We start from the raw sequence: 16666 nt of genomic DNA, 5'->3' as shown, positions 1-16666 counted from the left end.
ACGAAAATAATTTTACACACAGGCAAACTTGTTTCTCGCTCGGAGGAGGGTTTGAGATGAGCCAATCGCCTTATCCTGCCGTCCTGTCCGGACCGCCGCGTCCGAGCCTGATCCTGAGGCCGGGCCAGATCAGCCTGCCGCCGGGCGTGGAACGCTACACCGTGCAAGGCACTGGCGCCGTTCTGATCGATGTCGAGGCCGGCGACAGCGTCAGCGTGACCAATGTCGAGGGCGGCCAGCCTTGCGAATTGCTGGCCTGGGACACATCCGGCGTCACCGATCCCGGCATTTTCGGCGAACGGTCGAACAGCAATGCCGCCGGCATCAAGGCACTGCTCGCCGAAGGCGACGACAGCCTTGCGGCGCTCCGCCTCAGCCTCGATCGCCGCAAGGTGCAGTTCGACCAGCCGAAGGCGGTGCGCGTGTTCGGGGGCGCCACGCCAGCCGGTACCGAGCAGAGTTTTGCCGTCCAGCGCGACGGCGCGTTGCTGATCGCGGCACCCGGTGGGCCGATGCTGGTCGACGGCCACAATACGGCAACGCCGCTGACCGTGCTGGTGCGCCGCGCCACGATCCGGCTGAAGAACCGGTCGCGGCTTCCTGATCCGCTCGCCGATCCGGTGCTCGATCTTCGCGTGAAATCGGCGACCGCCGAATCCTATTTCGTCAAGGCGGGCGACTATCTGCAAATCATCGATGTCGATGGCCGGCAGTGCACCGACTTTCAGTGTTTTTCGGCGCGCAAGCTGGACAAGGGCCGCGACCTGCCGCTCGATGTGACGACGACGCGCACGCTGATGGGCTCGGCCTATCCGATGCCCGGCCTGCATTCGAAATATTACGACCAGGACATGGAGCCGCTGGTCGAGGTGGTGCAGGACACATGCGGCCGGCACGACGCCTTCGCGCTGGCTTGCGCCGCCAAATATTACGATGACATCGGCTATCCCGGCCACACCAACTGCTCGGAGAATTTCAACAAGGCGCTATCGGAAAAGGGCGTAAACCCCCGCGCGGGCTGGATGGCGATCAACTTCTTCTTCAACACGGCGATCGACGCGCATGGCGTGATGGTGTCGGACGAGCCGTGGTCGCGCCCGGGCGACTATGTGCTCTTGCGCGCGCTGACCGACATCGTCTGCGTGTCCTCGGCCTGCCCGGACGATACCACGCCATCCAATGGCTGGGACCTGACAGACATCCATGTGCGCAGCTATTCCGGCCAGCACAAATTCTCGCGAGCGATCGCCAGACGCATGAAGCCCGACTCGGAACCGAAGATGACCCGCGAGACAGCCTTTCATTCGAGCTTTGCCAAGTACACGCGCGACTTCGTCGAATACAAGGGCTATTGGCTCGCCAATTCCTTCGCCAAGGAAGGGCCAATTGCCGAATACTGGACCTGCCGGCAGCACGCGGTGATCATGGACCTGTCGCCGCTGCGCAAGTTCGAGGTCACCGGGCCGGATGCCGAGGCGCTGCTGCAATACACGCTGACCCGCGACGTCAAGAAGCTCGGCGTCGGCCAGGTGGTCTATACGGCGATGTGTTACGAGCATGGCGGCATGATCGACGACGGCACGCTGCTGAGACTCGGCAAGGACAATTTCCGTTGGGTCGGCGGCGACGATCTTTCCGGCGAATGGCTGCGCGAGACGGCGAAAAAGCTCGGCCTCAATGTTCTGGTGCGCTCCTCCACCGACCAGATGCACAACATCGCCGTGCAAGGACCGAAGAGCCGCGACATATTGAAGGAAGTCGTCTGGACCTCGCCGGTGCAGCCCTCGATCGGCGAGCTGGAATGGTTCCGCTTCGCGGTCGCGCGCATCGGCGGCGGCAACGGCGTGCCGGTCGTGGTCTCGCGCACCGGCTATACGGGCGAGCTCGGCTATGAGATCTGGTGCCATCCGCGCGACGCCGAGAAGGTGTTCGACGCCGTCTGGGAGGCCGGCCAGCCATACGGGCTGAAGCCGATGGGCCTGCAGGCGCTCGACATGGTGCGCATCGAGGCGGGACTGATCTTCGCCGGCTACGAATTCTCCGACCAGACCGATCCGTTCGAAGCCGGTATCGGCTTCACCGTGCCGCTCAAGACCAAGGCGGACGATTTTGTCGGCCGCGACGCCCTGATCCGGCGCAAGGAGCACCCTCAGCACAAGCTCGTCGGCCTCGACATCGATGCCAATGTCGCCGTCGGCCATGGCGACTGCGTGCATGTCGGCCGCGCCCAGATCGGCGTCGTCACCTCCGGCATGCGCTCGCCGGTGCTCGGCAAGACGATTGCGCTGGCACGGCTCGACGTCACCCATGCCGATATCGGCACCGAGGTCGAGATCGGCAAGCTCGACGGCCACGCCAAGCGGCTGCCGGCGCGAGTCGTCGCCTTCGCGCATTACGATCCGCAGAAGACCAAACCGCGTTCCTGAAAGCGGCGAACTTTCCCATCTCCCCTTGCGGGAGAAGGTGGATTGGCGCGCAGCGCCGAGACGGATGAGGGTGTTCCAGGGAACGCCAACGCCTCACTCCGCTGGAACACCCCCATCCGTCGCCTTCCCTCACAAGGGGAGAAGGGAAGAGCCTGCTTCGCAAGCGCGATGTGCATGACATCCACAAAACGCTTGACGCGAAAGCGCGTCGGATCGATCTTCACTCTTAAGAAAAAAATACGACTGAGTGGAAACACCAGGATCGGACGAAAATTTGCCGGGGAGCAAGCTTCGCGAGAGCCGAGGCGTCGCCGGCGGGGAACAGAAAAAAGGGGAAGACACAAGACATGAGCACGATAAGCACGGCCCTGGAGCAGCCTGCCGAAAGCAAGCTGCTCAGGCACATCGACTGGCGTGGCGCCTTCTGGGTGGCAAGCGGCGTTCCGGCGCTGGTCCTGTTCTCGATCGGCGGCATTGCCGGCACGACCGGGACGCTGGCCTTCCTGATCTGGACAGTGTCCATGATCATGGGTTTCCTGCAATCCTTCACCTACGCCGAGATCGCCGGCCTGTTCCCGAACAAGTCGGGCGGCGCCTCGATCTACGGCGCTACCGCCTGGCTGCGTTATTCGAAATTCATCGCGCCGCTGTCGGTGTGGTGCAACTGGTTCGCCTGGTCGCCGGTGCTGTCGCTCGGCTGCTCGATCGCCGCCGCCTATATCCTCAACGCGCTGGCGCCGATCCCTGCCTTCAGCGAGGCTTCGCCGGAGGTAGTCGCCTACATTGCGGCGCATGCCGGGACGGCGCCCGCCGACGCGATAGCCGCGGTCACGGCCGCCGCAACGCCGGCGATCCGCGCCTGGTCGCTGTGGGGCCACACGCTTGGCCCGGTCTCCTTCACCTTCAACGCCACCTTCTTCATCGGCGCGGTGCTGATGCTGGTCATCTTCGCCATCCAGCATCGCGGCATCCTCGGCACGGCCAATGTGCAAAAATATATCGGCCTTCTGGTCATCATCCCGATGCTGATCGTCGGCGTGGTGCCGATCTTCACCGGTCAGATCAACTATGCCAACTTCTCGCCTCTGGTGCCGCTGGCTACGGCTTACGCGCCTGATCCCGGCTCGTGGAACATCGCCGGCTGGACTCTCGTGCTCGGCGGCATGTTCATCGCCGCATGGTCGACCTACGGCTTCGAGACCGCGGTCTGCTACACGTCGGAGTTCAAGAACCCCGGCACCGACACGTTCAAGGCGATCTTCTATTCCGGCCTGCTCTGCATGCTCCTGTTCATCCTGGTGCCGTTCACCTTCCAGGGCGTGCTGGGCCTGAACGGCATGCTGGCGACGCCGATCGTCGACGGCTCGGGCGTCGCCGACGCGCTGGCCGGGATGGTGGGCGGCGGCAAGCTGATCCACAGCCTGCTGGTCATGCTGATGATCCTGGCGCTGGTGCTGTGCATCATGACGGCGATGGCCGGCTCCTCGCGCACGCTCTACCAGGGTTCTGTCGATGGCTGGCTGCCGCGCTATCTCAGCCACGTCAACGAGCATGGCGCGCCGACCCGCGCCATGTGGACCGACCTGTGCTTCAACCTGATCGTGCTGGCGATCGCCTCGGCCGACGCGACGAGCTTCTTCTTCATCCTCGCCGTGTCGAACTGCGGCTACATCATCTTCAACTTCCTCAACCTCAATGCGGGCTGGATCCACCGCATCGACAACGGCCACATCGCGCGGCCGTGGCGGGCGCCGACCTGGCTGCTCGGCATCGGCGCCGTCTTCGCCTATGTCAACGCGGTCTTCATGGGCGCCGGCGCCAAGGTGTGGAATCCGATGGCGCTGTGGGCCGGCCTGATCACCGCTGCCTTGATCATCCCGGTGTTCTGCTTCCGCCACTATATCCAGGACGGCGGCAAGTTCCCCGACCACATGCTGGCCGACCTCGGCATGGCGGGAGCCGACCTCTCGGTCAAGAAGGCGGGCATGCTACCCTACCTGACGCTGATCGCCGGCGTGGTGGTGATGCTGATCGCCAACTGGGTCTTCGTCATCTGACATGGCAACCTGAAAGAGACGGGCGCGCCTCGGCGCGCCCGTTTCATTTCGATCAGCCTGCCTTGCCGACCGCCGGCTCTTCAAAGAACCGGTTCGACGGTCGCTTCAGGCCGAGATTCTCACGCAGCGTCGATCCTTCATATTCGCGCCGGAAGATTCCGCGCCTCTGCAGCTCGGGCACAACCTGCTCGACGAAGTCGTCCAGCCCCGCCGGCAGATAGGGGAACATCACATTGAACCCGTCGGAGCCTTCGGTGAGCAGCCATACCTCCATTTCGTCGGCAATGGACCTGGCGGTGCCGACGAAGGCGAGGCCCGAATAGCCGCCGAGCCGCTGCGCGAGCTGGCGGACCGTAAGCTTTTCCTCGCGCGCCAGTTCTATGACGCGCTCGCGGCTGCTTTTCGAAGCATTGGTGTCCGGAACGTCCGGCAACGGACCGTCCGGGTCGAAACCCGACGCATCGTGGCCGAGGGCGATCGACAGCGAGGCAATGCCGCTTTCGTAATAGACGAGACTGTCGAGCTTCGCACGCTTGGCGCGTGCTTCCTCGACGCTATCGCCGACGATGACGAAGGCGCCGGGCAGTATCTTGATGTCGTCGCGCGAACGGCCAAGCCTTTCCGCGCGGCCCTTCACATCGGCAAGGAAGCGCTGTCCCGATGCCAGATCGGGCGGCGCAGCGAAAATCACCTCCGCCGTTTCGGCGGCCAGCTGGCGCCCAGCCTCCGACGAGCCGGCCTGGACGATCACCGGCCAGCCCTGTACCGGCCGGGCGATGTTGAGCGGCCCGCGCACCGAAAGATACTCGCCCTTGTGGTCGAGCACGTGCATTTTCGAAGGGTCGAGGTAGAGCCCGCTCTCCGCATCGCGGATGAAGGCGTCGTCGGCAAAGCTGTCCCACAACCCGGTCACGACGTCGTAGAACTCGCGCGCCCGGTGGTAGCGTTCGTCATGCTCGACATGCTCGTCGAGACCGAAATTCAGCGCGGCATCGGGATTGGATGTGGTGACGATATTCCAGCCGGCGCGGCCGCCGCTGATATGGTCGAGCGAGGCGAAGCGCCGCGCGATGTGATAGGCCGCGTCGAAGGTGGTCGATGCGGTCGCCACAAGACCGATATGATCGGTGACGGCGGCAAGCGCCGACAAAAGCGTGAACGGCTCGAAGGACGTCACCGTGTGGCTGCGCCGCAGCGCCTCGATCGGCATGTTGAGCACAGCCAGATGGTCGGCCATGAAGAAGGCGTCGAACTTCGCCGCCTCGAGCGTCTGCGCGAAGCGCTTCAGATGCGCAAAGTTGAAGTTCGCGTCCGCGTAGGCGCCCGGGTAGCGCCAGGCGCCGGTGTGAAGACTGACGGGGCGCATGAAGGCGCCGAGCCGTAACTGCCGTTTTTCTGACATGGGAAATGATCCAGTGATGACGAGCGTTGCCGCTGCGATATCCGCGCAGGATCGGCCTGCATCGCGCCACTGAAAAGGAATTCTGTTTTGCGCAAGCCTTGCCGCGGAGCATTTTCACCCGGCGGCCCCTTGATACGGATCATCCGCCACCGGCCTTCGCCAATGGCGGATGATCCAGGGTTGCCACCTCGTTTCTATTCCGCGGCCAGTGCCAGCTGCGGCTTTTCGATACCGTCGGCCTTCACCGGCTCTGGCGACTGCTCTTCGGCCTTCGCCTTCTTCGGCGCGCGACCGAAGAACAGGGCGTAGCCGGCCGGCAGCACCAGGATGGTGAGCACCGTAGCGACGAGGATGCCGCCCATCATGGCGTAGGCCAGCGGCCCCCAGAACACGGCGCGCGAGATCGGGATCAGCGCGAGCACGGCGGTCAGTGCCGTCAGCATGATCGGCCGGAAGCGGCGCACGGCCGCACCCACGATCGCCTCCGATCGCTCCATGCCGGCTGCGATATCCTGGTCGATCTGGTCGACCAGGATGATCGAGTTGCGCATGATGATGCCGAGCAGCGCGATGACGCCGAGGATGGCGACGAAACCGAACGGCGCGCCGCTGATCAGAAGCGCGGCCGCCGCGCCGATGATGCCGAGCGGGCCGGTGGCCAGCACCAGCATAGACTTGCCGAAATGCTGCAGCTGGACCATCAGGAGCACGACGATGATGGCGAGCATGATCGGCGCCTTGGCTGCGATCGAGGCCTGGCTCTCGGCGGAGTCCTCGGCGCCGCCCTGGATCTCGACCTTGTAGCCAGGCGCCAGGCCGGCGCGCAGGTCCTTCATGTCGTTGTACATCTTGGTGACGACGTCGTTCGACTGCACGCCGTCCGGCAGCGTGGCGCGCACGCTGATCGTCGGCAGGCGGTCGCGCCGCCATTCGATGCCCTGTTCCATGACGGGCACGACCTTGGCCACCTGGGAGAGCGGCACAGAGCCGCCGAAATCGGTCGGGATGTAGACCGAGTCGACCGACGAGAGCAGGTGACGCGTGGCCTCCGGTTCGCGGGCGACGATCGAGACCGTCTCCTCGCCGTCGCGGAAGTCGTCGAGCGGCGCGCCGGACATGGTGGCCTGCAGCATCTGGCGGATGCGTTGCGAGGAGACGCCGAGCGCCCGGGCTCGATCCTGGTCGATCACCAGTTTCATCGCCGGCACCGGCTCCAGCCAATCGTCATGGATGGCGCCGAGCAACGGGTTGGCCTGGAACCGCGCCTTCACCTCGTCGGCGATACGGCGCACCTCCTGGCGGTCCGGACCCATGACGCGCATCTGCACCGGCCAGCCGGTCGGCGGACCGAGGAACAGGCGGTCGACCTTGCCACGGATCGAGGGGAAGTCCTGCGCCAGGATCCTGCGCATCTTGACGATCAGCCGCTCACGCGCCGGCTCGTCCTTGGCCATCACGAGGAGCTGCGCGAAGTTCGGATTGCGCAGTTGCTGGTCGAGCGGCAGGAAGAAGCGCGGCGCGCCTTCGCCGATATAGGTGGCGATGAAGCGCTTGTCGGGATCGTCCATCATCCTGGCTTCCAGCGCCTGGGCCTGCTTCTCGACCTCCTTGATCGAGGTGCCTTCCGGCAGCCAGAGATCGACCAGGATTTCCGGCCGCGAGGATTGCGGGAAGAAGTTCTGCGGGATGAACTGAAAGGCCCACAGGCTGGTGGCGAAGGTGACCAGCGTCATCGCCAGAACGATGATGCGGTGGCGCACGGCCCAGGCGACCGTCGCGCGCAGGCGGCGGTAAAAGCCGGTGTCGAAGACATCGTGATGGGTGCCGGCGTGCTTGCGCTGCTTGAGGATCATGTAGCCCAGCCACGGCGTGAAATAGACCGCGACGAACCATGATACGACGAGCGCGATGCCGACGACGTAGAACAGCGTGCGCACATATTCGCCGGCGGTCGACGCGGCGAAACCGACGGGGATGAAACCCGCCGTGGTGATCAGCGTGCCGGTGAGCATCGGGAAGGCGGTCGAGGTGTAGGCGAAGCTCGCCGCCTCGACCTTGACCAGCCCCTCTTCCAGCTTTCGCTCCATCATCTCGACGACGATCATGGCGTCGTCGACCAACAGACCTAGCGCGATGATCAGTGCGCCGAGCGAGATGCGCTGCAGGTCGATGCCGATCTCGTACATGATGGCGAAGGTGGCTGCCAGGACCAGCGGGATGGCTATCGCGATCACCAGACCGGAGCGCCAGCCGATCGACAGCAGCGAAACGGCAAGCACGATCAGCAGCGCTTCGCCGAGCGCCTCCATGAATTCGCTCACCGCCTCCTTCACGACCTCAGGCTGGTCGGAGATCTGGTCGACCGCAACGCCGTAGGGCAGCCCTGCCTCGAAGCGCTGGTACGTCGCCTCGACATCCTTGCCGACATCCCTGACGTTGAAGCCCTTGGCCATGACGACGCCGAGCTGGACACTCTCGTGGCCGTTGAAGCGATACTTGCGCTCATAGGAATCCTCGAGACCGGAAGAGACGGTGGCGATGTCGCCAAGGCGCGTCACCTGGTTGCCGGAGCGCAGCCTCAGCTCGCGGATATCCGCGGCCTTGCTGACGTCCCCCTCGACGGAGATGCGCACCGAGCGCAGGCCGGTGTCGACGGAGCCCGCCGGATCGACGGCGTTCTGCCCCTTCACTGCATTCTGCAGGTCGAGAATAGTCAGGCCGCGCTCGGCAAGCGCCTTGGACGAGACGTCGATATAGATCTTCTCCGGCTGGTCGCCGATGATGACGGCCTTTTCGACGCCAGGCGTCGTCAGCAGCATGTCGCGCGCCTGGATGGCGAACTTCTTCAGCTCCGGATAGGTGAAGCCGTCGCCGCTGATCGAATGCAGCGTGATGAAGGTGTCGCCGAACTCGTCGTTGAAATAGGGGCCGAGTAGGCCTTGCGGCAATTCATTGGCGATGTCGCCGACCTTCTTGCGCACCTGGTAAAAGGCGTCCTTCACCTCCTCGGCATTGGTGTCGCCCTTCACCTGCAGCGTGATGATGGCGCTGCCGGCGCGGGTGTAGGAGCGCACGAAATCGAGATGCGGCGTTTCCTGCAGCTTGCGCTCGATCTTGTTGACGACCTGATCCTCCATGTCCTGGATCGAGGCGCCGGGCCAGATCGCCTGCACGACCATGACGCGGAAGGTGAAGTCCGGATCTTCCTTCTGCCCCATTCGCATCAGGCCGAGCGCGCCGGCCACGATGATGAGGCCGAACAGGAAGCGGGCGATGCTCGGATGCCCGATCGCCCAGCGCGAAAGGTTGAAGGGCCGCTTTTGAGTGCTGCTGTCGCTAGTGGTGGTCATGACGCAAGTCCAGTCCAGTTGGCCGGCAAGCCGCGCTTGCCATGCTGCTCATGAATTTCGGTCGGGTTTCCGGGCGGCGGGGCCCTCAAAGCGGAGAGAGACTCGCAAATCGCGCTGGACGCGGCACTGCTGCGGGGGAAGCCAACATGCCGGCATCTCGCGATCGGGCGCCGCCGCCCGGAACCCATGCCTTCCCCGGCTCGCGGCTCAACACAGCGAGAGCGGGAATGGCGTCCGTTTCGCCTGGCTAACGCAGGCTGCTGGTGGTCGCGACGTCATCCTCCGCCGATGCGGACTGCAGGGCGTCGCCGGAAAGCTTGACCTTCAGGTTTTCGGTCATGAACTGGGTGCCGGCAGCGACCACGACATCGCCCTGCTTAAGTCCATCGGCCACGGCGACGCCGTCGGCGGTGAAACTGGCGACCTTGATCGGGCGCGGATGCACGGTGTCCGAGGCGCGATCGACGGTCCAGACGATCTGCTTGCCGTCCTTTTCGGCCATGGCGGTCAGCGGAATGGAAACGAGCTGCGCCTTGCTGCCGACAGTCGCCTGGACATTTGCAGTCATGCCGAGCAGCACGCGCGGATCATTGGGCAGAGAGACCCGGACAGCGAAAGTACGCGACTGAGGATCGGCGCTGCCTGCGACCTCACGCACCTTGCCGTCAAGCCTCAACCCTTCGTCCGACCAGAAGCTTGCCTTGACCTCCTTGCCGGGCTTGAAGCCGGCGATGTCCATTTCGGGCACGGCGATCGACACTTCCTTCTCGCCGTCGACAGCGACGGTCATGACGGGCGTACCCGCGCCGACCACCTGGCCGACATCCGCGGAGATGGCGGTGACGATGCCGGCCCGGCTGGCCTTTAGATCGGTGTAGCCGACCTGGTTCTGCGCCTGCGCCAGCGTCGAGCGGGCGGAATCGCGCGTCGCCACGGCCTGGTCGTAGGTCAGTCGTGCCTGGTCGAGCTGCGACTTCGGCGCGAAGTTCTTGGCATAGAGCTGCTCGGCGCGCGTCCTGGCGAGATCGACGGTCTCGACCTGGCGCTCGGCGGCGTCGAGGCTGGCCTGCGCGCTCTTCACCGACAACTCGTAGTCGGAAGGATCGACGCGGGCGAGCACATCGCCCTCATTCACATGCTGGCCGATATCGACCAGGCGCTCCGTGACCTTGCCGGCAATGCGGAAGCCGAGGTTCATCTCGGTGCGGGCGCGCACCGAGCCGGAATAGTCGAGCTGGCGAGTGGTCTCAGACTTGCCGATCTCGACCACCTTGACCGGCCGGACGACTTCCTGGACGACCTCGGCCTTCTCCTGGCTGCAGCCTGCGAGGCCGAGTACGGCCGCTACGACGGCGACGGCTGGGAGGCCGGAGGCCGGCAGCCTGCGTAGGATGGAACTGGAAAAGGACACCTTAGCACTCCCGGACTGGAGATGATTTGTCGACCGCACCCGGTGGACAGCTTCTATTTCAAGGCTCTGATGGCGTAGTCGATTAGTTCGTCGGGCATCGCCCGGTTGGTCTTGGCGAGGCACTGCGCCACCATCTGCGGGTGGCAGAGGATGACGGTGGCGGCGCCGAAGCAGCGCGAAGCCGTCTCCGGATCCTGCTCCCTGAACTCGCCGGCCTCGATGCCCTCGCGGATCACTTCGGCATAGAGGTCATGGATGCTGTTGACGTGCTTGTCGATGACAGCCCAGTCGCGCTCCAGCGCAACGATGACCATCTCATGGACCTTCTCCTGGTCGAGCATCACCTCCAGCGTCATCTTGTACTGGGCGTGGATGTAGCGCCGCAGCCGTTCCTCGGCGCTGACGGGCAGGTGCATGATCTCATAGGCCATCTTGTAGCTGGCGCCGAGCATGCGGCCGCAGACGGCCTGGTGGATTTCGACCTTGGAGGCAAAGAAGCGGTAGATGTTGGCCGGCGACATGCCGAGTTCGCGGGCAATGTCGGCGACGTTGGTCTTGCCATACCCGTAGTGGCGGAACAGCCGCTCGGCACAATCGAGAATGCGGGTCACATTCTCCTGTCTGGCGGGGTCGGCCACGATGTTAGCGGCTTCGGACATGACACTTTCGTTTGATAAGTGACGAATTTCAATTTTCGTCACTCGTAAAACGAAACAGATGAGGAGTCAACGTGGAATCGACGTACGCGTATAATTTGGTGACAGATGGTGACAGTTGCGAGGTGGACAGCGGGTACGGGGACGATTGGCCATTGCCGCCCGCGACGGCCTCACCCAACGGAGGAGCAAGGAGCGAAGCGACGCGCTCAAGTGAGGCGGATCAAGATGTTACGCCATTGCGTAGTGCCGCCGGCGGCAATTCTCAGCCACCGGAACACGGCCGCACGGTCACGATGGATACCCGGGGTTCCGCAACCTTACTTCGCAACCGCTCCACCCTAGTATGAACGTCGAGGTTGCTGGCGCAAACTGTCGACGTCGCAGCCACTGCATAGGAGCAAATTACGCCCCCTTCGCCATTTCCCGCAGCCGGAACTTCTGGATCTTGCCCGTGGAGGTCTTGGGGATCTCGGCAAACACCACCGCCTTCGGCACCTTGAAGCGGGCAAGCAACGAGCGGCAATGTTCGATGATCTCGGCTTCGGTGGCCGTCTTACCCGGCTTTATCTCGACATAGGCGATCGGCACCTCGCCCCATTTCTCGTCCGCACGGGCAACCACGCCGCAGGACGCGACGGAGGGATGTTTGTAGAGGGCGTCCTCGACCTCGATGGACGAGATGTTCTCGCCGCCGGAGATGATGATGTCCTTGGAGCGATCCTTGAGCTGGATGTAGCCGTCGGGATGCATGACGCCGAGGTCGCCGGAATGGAACCAGCCGCCGGCGAAGGCCTCGTCGGTCGCCTTGCGATTCTTCAGATAGCCTTTCATGACGATGTTGCCGCGGAACATGACCTCGCCGATGGTCTCGCCGTCGGCCGGCGTCTCCACCATCGTCTCCGGGTCCCTCACCGTCAGCCCTTCGAGCGCGGCATAGCGTACGCCCTGACGGGCCTTCTTCGCTGCCCTCGGCCCCTTCTCCAGCGCATCCCATTCATTGTGCCATTCGTTGACGACGGCCGGGCCGTAGGTCTCGGTGAGGCCGTAGAGATGAGTGACGGCAAAACCGGCGTCGGCCATGCCGGAGAGCACAGCCTCCGGCGGCGGCGCGGCTGCCGTGTTGAAGGTGACTGTCTGGGGGAACTGGCGCTTGTCCTCGTCCTTGGCGTTGATCAGCACCGACATGACGATCGGCGCGCCGCACAGATGGGTGACGCCATGGTCGGCGATGGCGTCATATATCGGCCTCGCCCGCACCCAGCGCAGGCAGACATGGGTGCCGGCCTGCACGGCCAAAGTCCAGGGGAAGCACCAGCCGTTGCAGTGGAACATCGGCAGCGTCCACAGATAGACCGCATGCTTGGCCATGCCGGCATGGATTGTGTTGGTGTAGGCCATCAGCGCGGCGCCACGGTGATGGTAGACGACGCCCTTCGGGTTGCCCGTGGTGCCGGACGTGTAGTTGAGCGAGATGGCGTCCCATTCGTCATCCGGCATCGACCAGGCGTAAGCCTCGTCGCCCGCGGGGACGAAGTCCTCATAGTCGAGCACGCCGATCCGGTCGCCCTTCGGATAGGGCGCGTCGGCGGCGTAATCGGGGTCATCATAGTCGATGATCAATGGCTTGGCCCTGGCCAACGCCAGAGCCTCCTTGACCACGCCCGAGAATTCGCGGTCGACGATCAGCACCTTCGTGTCGGCGTGATCTAGCTGGAACGCGATGATGGCTGCGTCGAGACGGGTATTCAGCGAATGCAGCACCGCCTTGGTCATCGGCACGCCGAAATGCGCCTCAAGCATCGGCGGCGTGTTGGACAGCATCACCGTCACCGTGTCGCCCTTGCCGATGCCGTGCTTCGCCAGCGCCGAGGCAAGCTTCAGCGAACGGCGCCAGAAATCACGATAGGATACGCGCTGACGGCCATGGATGATGGCGATATGGTCGGGATAGGTTCTTGCCGCGCGCTCAAGATATGTGAGCGGCGTCAGCGGCTGATGGTTGGCAGCATTCCTGTCGAGATCCTGTTCGTAGGGATTGGCCATCCCGTTCTCCCCAAAGTTCTTTTCGAACCTTCTAAACTCTGGTCCTCTGTCACGCTATCCCTACGAATAGCTGAAAATGCTATGATCCCGCCGCTTGACAGAACGGCGATCCACATGGACCCGTGCCTACAGGTAAGAGCCTCCCGCAACCCAAATTTGACTTTTGTCGAGAGCCGTGACTAATGTCAGCCGAGGAGACGGCATGGCGATCAGACCGGCAGAACAGCTCATCCACAAGGCCGCCTGGCTTTACTATGCCCATGGCCTGCGTCAGGACGAAGTGGCGAGCCAGCTCAACATTTCGCGTGCTTCGGTCGCCATGTATCTGCGCAAGGCGCGCGAGACCGGCATCGTCAACATCTCGACCTCGACCCAGCTCTTCACCGATGACGTCATGGCGCGCAAGGTCGAAGACGCCTTCGGGCTCGACGCCGTCTGGATCGCACCGGAAAACGCCTATCTCGCCGATCCCTCGACCGATATCGCGGTGCTGGCGGCGAGCGTCTTTCTCGAACTGGCGAAAAAAGGCGATCGCATCGGCGTCGCCTGGGGGCGCACCGTCTACACCATCGCCGACATCATGTCCTATGCCGACCTGCAGGACGTCACCGTTGTGCAGCTCTGCGGCAATCTCGGCGCGCCCTATTCCTACCGGCCCGACCAGTGCACGATGGAGATCGCCCGGCGGCTCAACGCCAAGGGGCTGAACTTCTACGCGCCGCTGGTGCTGTCGACCGAGGAACTGGCGCGAGGCCTGCGCGCCGAGCCGGTGATCCGCGACCAATTGGCCGGCATCGCCGACTGCGATTTGGCGCTCTACTCCGTCGGCGCGGTCGACGCCGACAGCCATCTGGTGAAATGCGGCGCGCTGACGGCGACCGAGATGGAAGCGCTGCGCAGCCAGGGTGCGGCCGGCGTCATCGCCGGGCAGATCATCGACGACAGGGGCGAGGTGCTCGACTGCAGCTACAACCGGCGCGTCATTTCCGCTGAACTCGCTTCGCTGCGCGCCATAGGCAAGCGGCTGATGGTGGTGCAGGAAGACACCAAGTTCGAGCCGCTGCTTGCGGCAATCGCCGGCGGGCTCTGCACGCATCTGGTGATCGGCGCGCATATGGCCGAGCGCCTGCTCCAGCACGCCGGCGCGGCAACCAAAAAGGCGTCGTAGAAAAGCACCCTCGCCGCTTCTGTCATCGCGGCGTCGCGGCTTCCAGTTCATGAGCAGCAGAAAAACGGAATCGGACGGTACGATATGAAGAACCTTTGGAACGACGCCGACGCGGAAAAGATGGTTGCCGACTACGCCAGGAAGGGCGTCGGCGGAGACCTTGCGTTGCGCGTCTACACGACCCGTCTGCTCGGCGGCGAACCGCGGCTGGTGCTGCATGGCGGCGGCAACACGTCCTGCAAGACAAAGGCCACCGATCTCGTCGGCGACGAATGGGACGTGCTGTGCGTCAAGGGCAGCGGCTGGGACATGGCCGTCATCGAGCCGCAAGGCCTGCCGGCGGTGAAGATGAGCGCGCTGCTCAAGGCGCGTGGACTTGACAAGCTCTCGGACGAGGACATGGTGGCGCTGCAGCGCTCCAACCTGATTGATCCGTCCTCTCCCAATCCGTCGGTCGAAACGCTGCTGCACGCCTTCCTGCCGCACAAATTCGTCGACCACACGCATTCGACGGCGATCCTGGCCATCGTCGATCAGGAAGACAGCAAGCCGCTGATCAAGGCCGTGTTTGGCGACAAGATGGGCTACGTGCCCTACATCAAGCCTGGTTTCGACCTCGCCAAGGTCGCGGCCGACGTCTATGACGCCGACCCGAGCGTCGAGGGTCTGATCCTCGACAAGCACGGCATCTTCACCTTCGGCGACGATGCCAGGCAAGCCTATGACCGCATGATCCATTATGTGAATGTCGCCGAGGAATATGTCGCCAGGAACGGCAAACCCAAGGCGGCCAAGGCGGCGCTGCCCGCGAAGCTGGCGAAGCCCGCCGACATCGCGCCAATGCTGCGCGGCGCCGTTGCCGTGGCGCGCGGCGAAGGCCGCTTCGACCGTATGATCAGCGACTTCCGCACCTCGGATGCGATCGTCGATTTCATCAATTCCGCCAAGATCGCCGACTATGCGGCCCGCGGCGTGTCGACGCCCGATCTGTCGATCCGCATCAAGACGGGACCAATGGCCGTGCCGGCGCCCGATGCAGACAAGCTCGGCGATTACAAGGGCGCCTTGCGCAGCCATGTCGAAGCGTTCGTCAAGGACTACACCGCCTATTTCGAGACCAATGACGCGCTGGACGACGTCAAGCGCACCATGCTCGACCCGATGCCGCGCCTGACGCTGGTGCCAGGCCTCGGCATGTTCGGCCATGGCCGCACGCTGAAGGACGCGAAGATCGCCTCCGATGTCGGCGAGATGTGGATCGAGGCGGTGCGCGGCGCCGAGGCCGTCGGCAATTTCCATCCGCTCTCCAAGGCCGACCTGTTCCCGCTCGAATACTGGTCCCTGGAGCAGGCCAAACTTGCCTCGAACAAGCCGAAGCCGCTGACCGGCCAGGTGGTGCTGATCACCGGCGGTGCGGGCGCCATCGGCGCCGCGACGGCGAAGCTGTTCGCCGCCAATGGCGCGCATGCAGTAATCGTCGATCTCGACCAAGCCAAGGCCGCGGACGCGGCGAAGGCCGCGGGCAACAACTCGATCGGGGTCGGCGCCGACATCACCAAGCCTGCCGAAATGCGAGCCGCCTTCGACAAGGCGGTCGCGGTCTATGGCGGCGTCGACATTCTGGTCTCGAACGCGGGAGCGGCTTGGGAAGGGCGCATCGGCGAGCTCGACGACGCCACGCTGCGCAAGAGCTTCGAGCTCAACTTCTTCGCCCACCAGTCGGCGGCGCAGAATGCGGTGCGCATCATGCTGGAACAGGGCACAGGCGGCGTGCTTTTGTTCAACACCTCCAAGCAGGCGATCAATCCCGGGCCGAAGTTCGGCGCCTATGGCATCCCGAAGGCGGCGACATTGTTCCTGTCGCGCCAGTACGCCCTTGACTACGGCGCCTATGGTATCCGCTCCAATGCTGTCAACGCCGACCGCATCCGCTCGGGCCTCCTGACCGACGCCATGATTGCCAGCCGCTCCGGCGCGCGAGGCGTGTCTGAGAAGGAATACATGTCCGGCAATCTGCTCGGCCAGGAGGTGACGGCCGACGACGTGGCACAGGCCTTCCTGCACCAGGCACTGGCCGAGCGCACCACGGCGGACGTGACGACGGTGGACGGCGGCAACATCGCGGCGGCGCTGCGTTAACGATGTGAACG

General features: G+C 64.0%; 9 protein-coding genes. 4 read left to right on the top strand and 5 right to left on the bottom strand.

Annotated features, from left to right (window positions below; translation table 11 throughout):
* Positions 1–56 precede the first annotated feature (56 nt).
* Both ACR64R_RS01335 and ACR64R_RS01330 read left to right on the top strand, forming a co-directional pair.
* Positions 57–2426, top strand: coding sequence for a trimethylamine N-oxide demethylase (locus ACR64R_RS01335; protein ID WP_487359903.1), 2370 nt, complete (start codon positions 57–59; stop codon positions 2424–2426).
* 347 nt (positions 2427–2773) lie between these two features.
* The gene (locus ACR64R_RS01330; RefSeq protein WP_487359902.1) at positions 2774–4483 is read left to right on the top strand and encodes a trimethylamine N-oxide permease; all 1710 of its coding nucleotides are present in this window, start codon (positions 2774–2776) and stop codon (positions 4481–4483) included.
* A gap of 52 nt (positions 4484–4535) precedes the next feature.
* On the opposite strand, the gene ACR64R_RS01325 is transcribed toward ACR64R_RS01330, so the two are convergent.
* The 5 genes from ACR64R_RS01325 to ACR64R_RS01305 form a co-directional block, all read right to left on the bottom strand.
* Entirely contained in the window at positions 4536–5885 is a 1350-nt protein-coding gene (locus ACR64R_RS01325) for an LLM class flavin-dependent oxidoreductase (RefSeq protein ID WP_487359901.1), read from the bottom strand.
* Between the two features lie 194 nt (positions 5886–6079).
* On the bottom strand, positions 6080–9235 hold the full coding sequence (locus ACR64R_RS01320; protein ID WP_487359900.1) for an efflux RND transporter permease subunit: 3156 nt from the start codon (positions 9233–9235) through the stop codon (positions 6080–6082).
* Between the two features lie 247 nt (positions 9236–9482).
* Positions 9483–10646, bottom strand: a complete 1164-nt coding sequence (locus ACR64R_RS01315; protein WP_487359899.1) for an efflux RND transporter periplasmic adaptor subunit — start codon at positions 10644–10646, stop codon at positions 9483–9485.
* A 53-nt stretch (positions 10647–10699) separates the two neighbouring features.
* A complete protein-coding gene (locus tag ACR64R_RS01310) occupies positions 10700–11305 on the bottom strand; it encodes a TetR/AcrR family transcriptional regulator (protein ID WP_487359898.1) in 606 nt (201 codons plus the stop codon).
* Positions 11306–11707: 402 nt separating this feature from the next.
* Entirely contained in the window at positions 11708–13348 is a 1641-nt protein-coding gene (locus tag ACR64R_RS01305; protein ID WP_487359897.1) for an acyl-CoA synthetase, read from the bottom strand.
* Between the two features lie 202 nt (positions 13349–13550).
* Here ACR64R_RS01305 and ACR64R_RS01300 point away from each other — a divergent pair, with 202 nt between their 5' ends.
* Both ACR64R_RS01300 and ACR64R_RS01295 read left to right on the top strand, forming a co-directional pair.
* A complete protein-coding gene (locus ACR64R_RS01300; protein WP_487359896.1) occupies positions 13551–14516 on the top strand; it encodes a sugar-binding transcriptional regulator in 966 nt (321 codons plus the stop codon).
* 84 nt (positions 14517–14600) lie between these two features.
* Positions 14601–16655 (top strand): bifunctional aldolase/short-chain dehydrogenase, encoded by a 2055-nt coding sequence (locus ACR64R_RS01295; RefSeq protein WP_487359895.1) that lies wholly within the window; start codon positions 14601–14603, stop codon positions 16653–16655.
* The last annotated feature ends 11 nt before the right edge of the window (positions 16656–16666 follow it).

This window comes from Mesorhizobium sp. MC2-1-1 (assembly GCF_057597255.1).
Note: the sequence above shows the minus strand (reverse complement) of the source record. Positions and strands in the feature narration are given on the sequence as shown.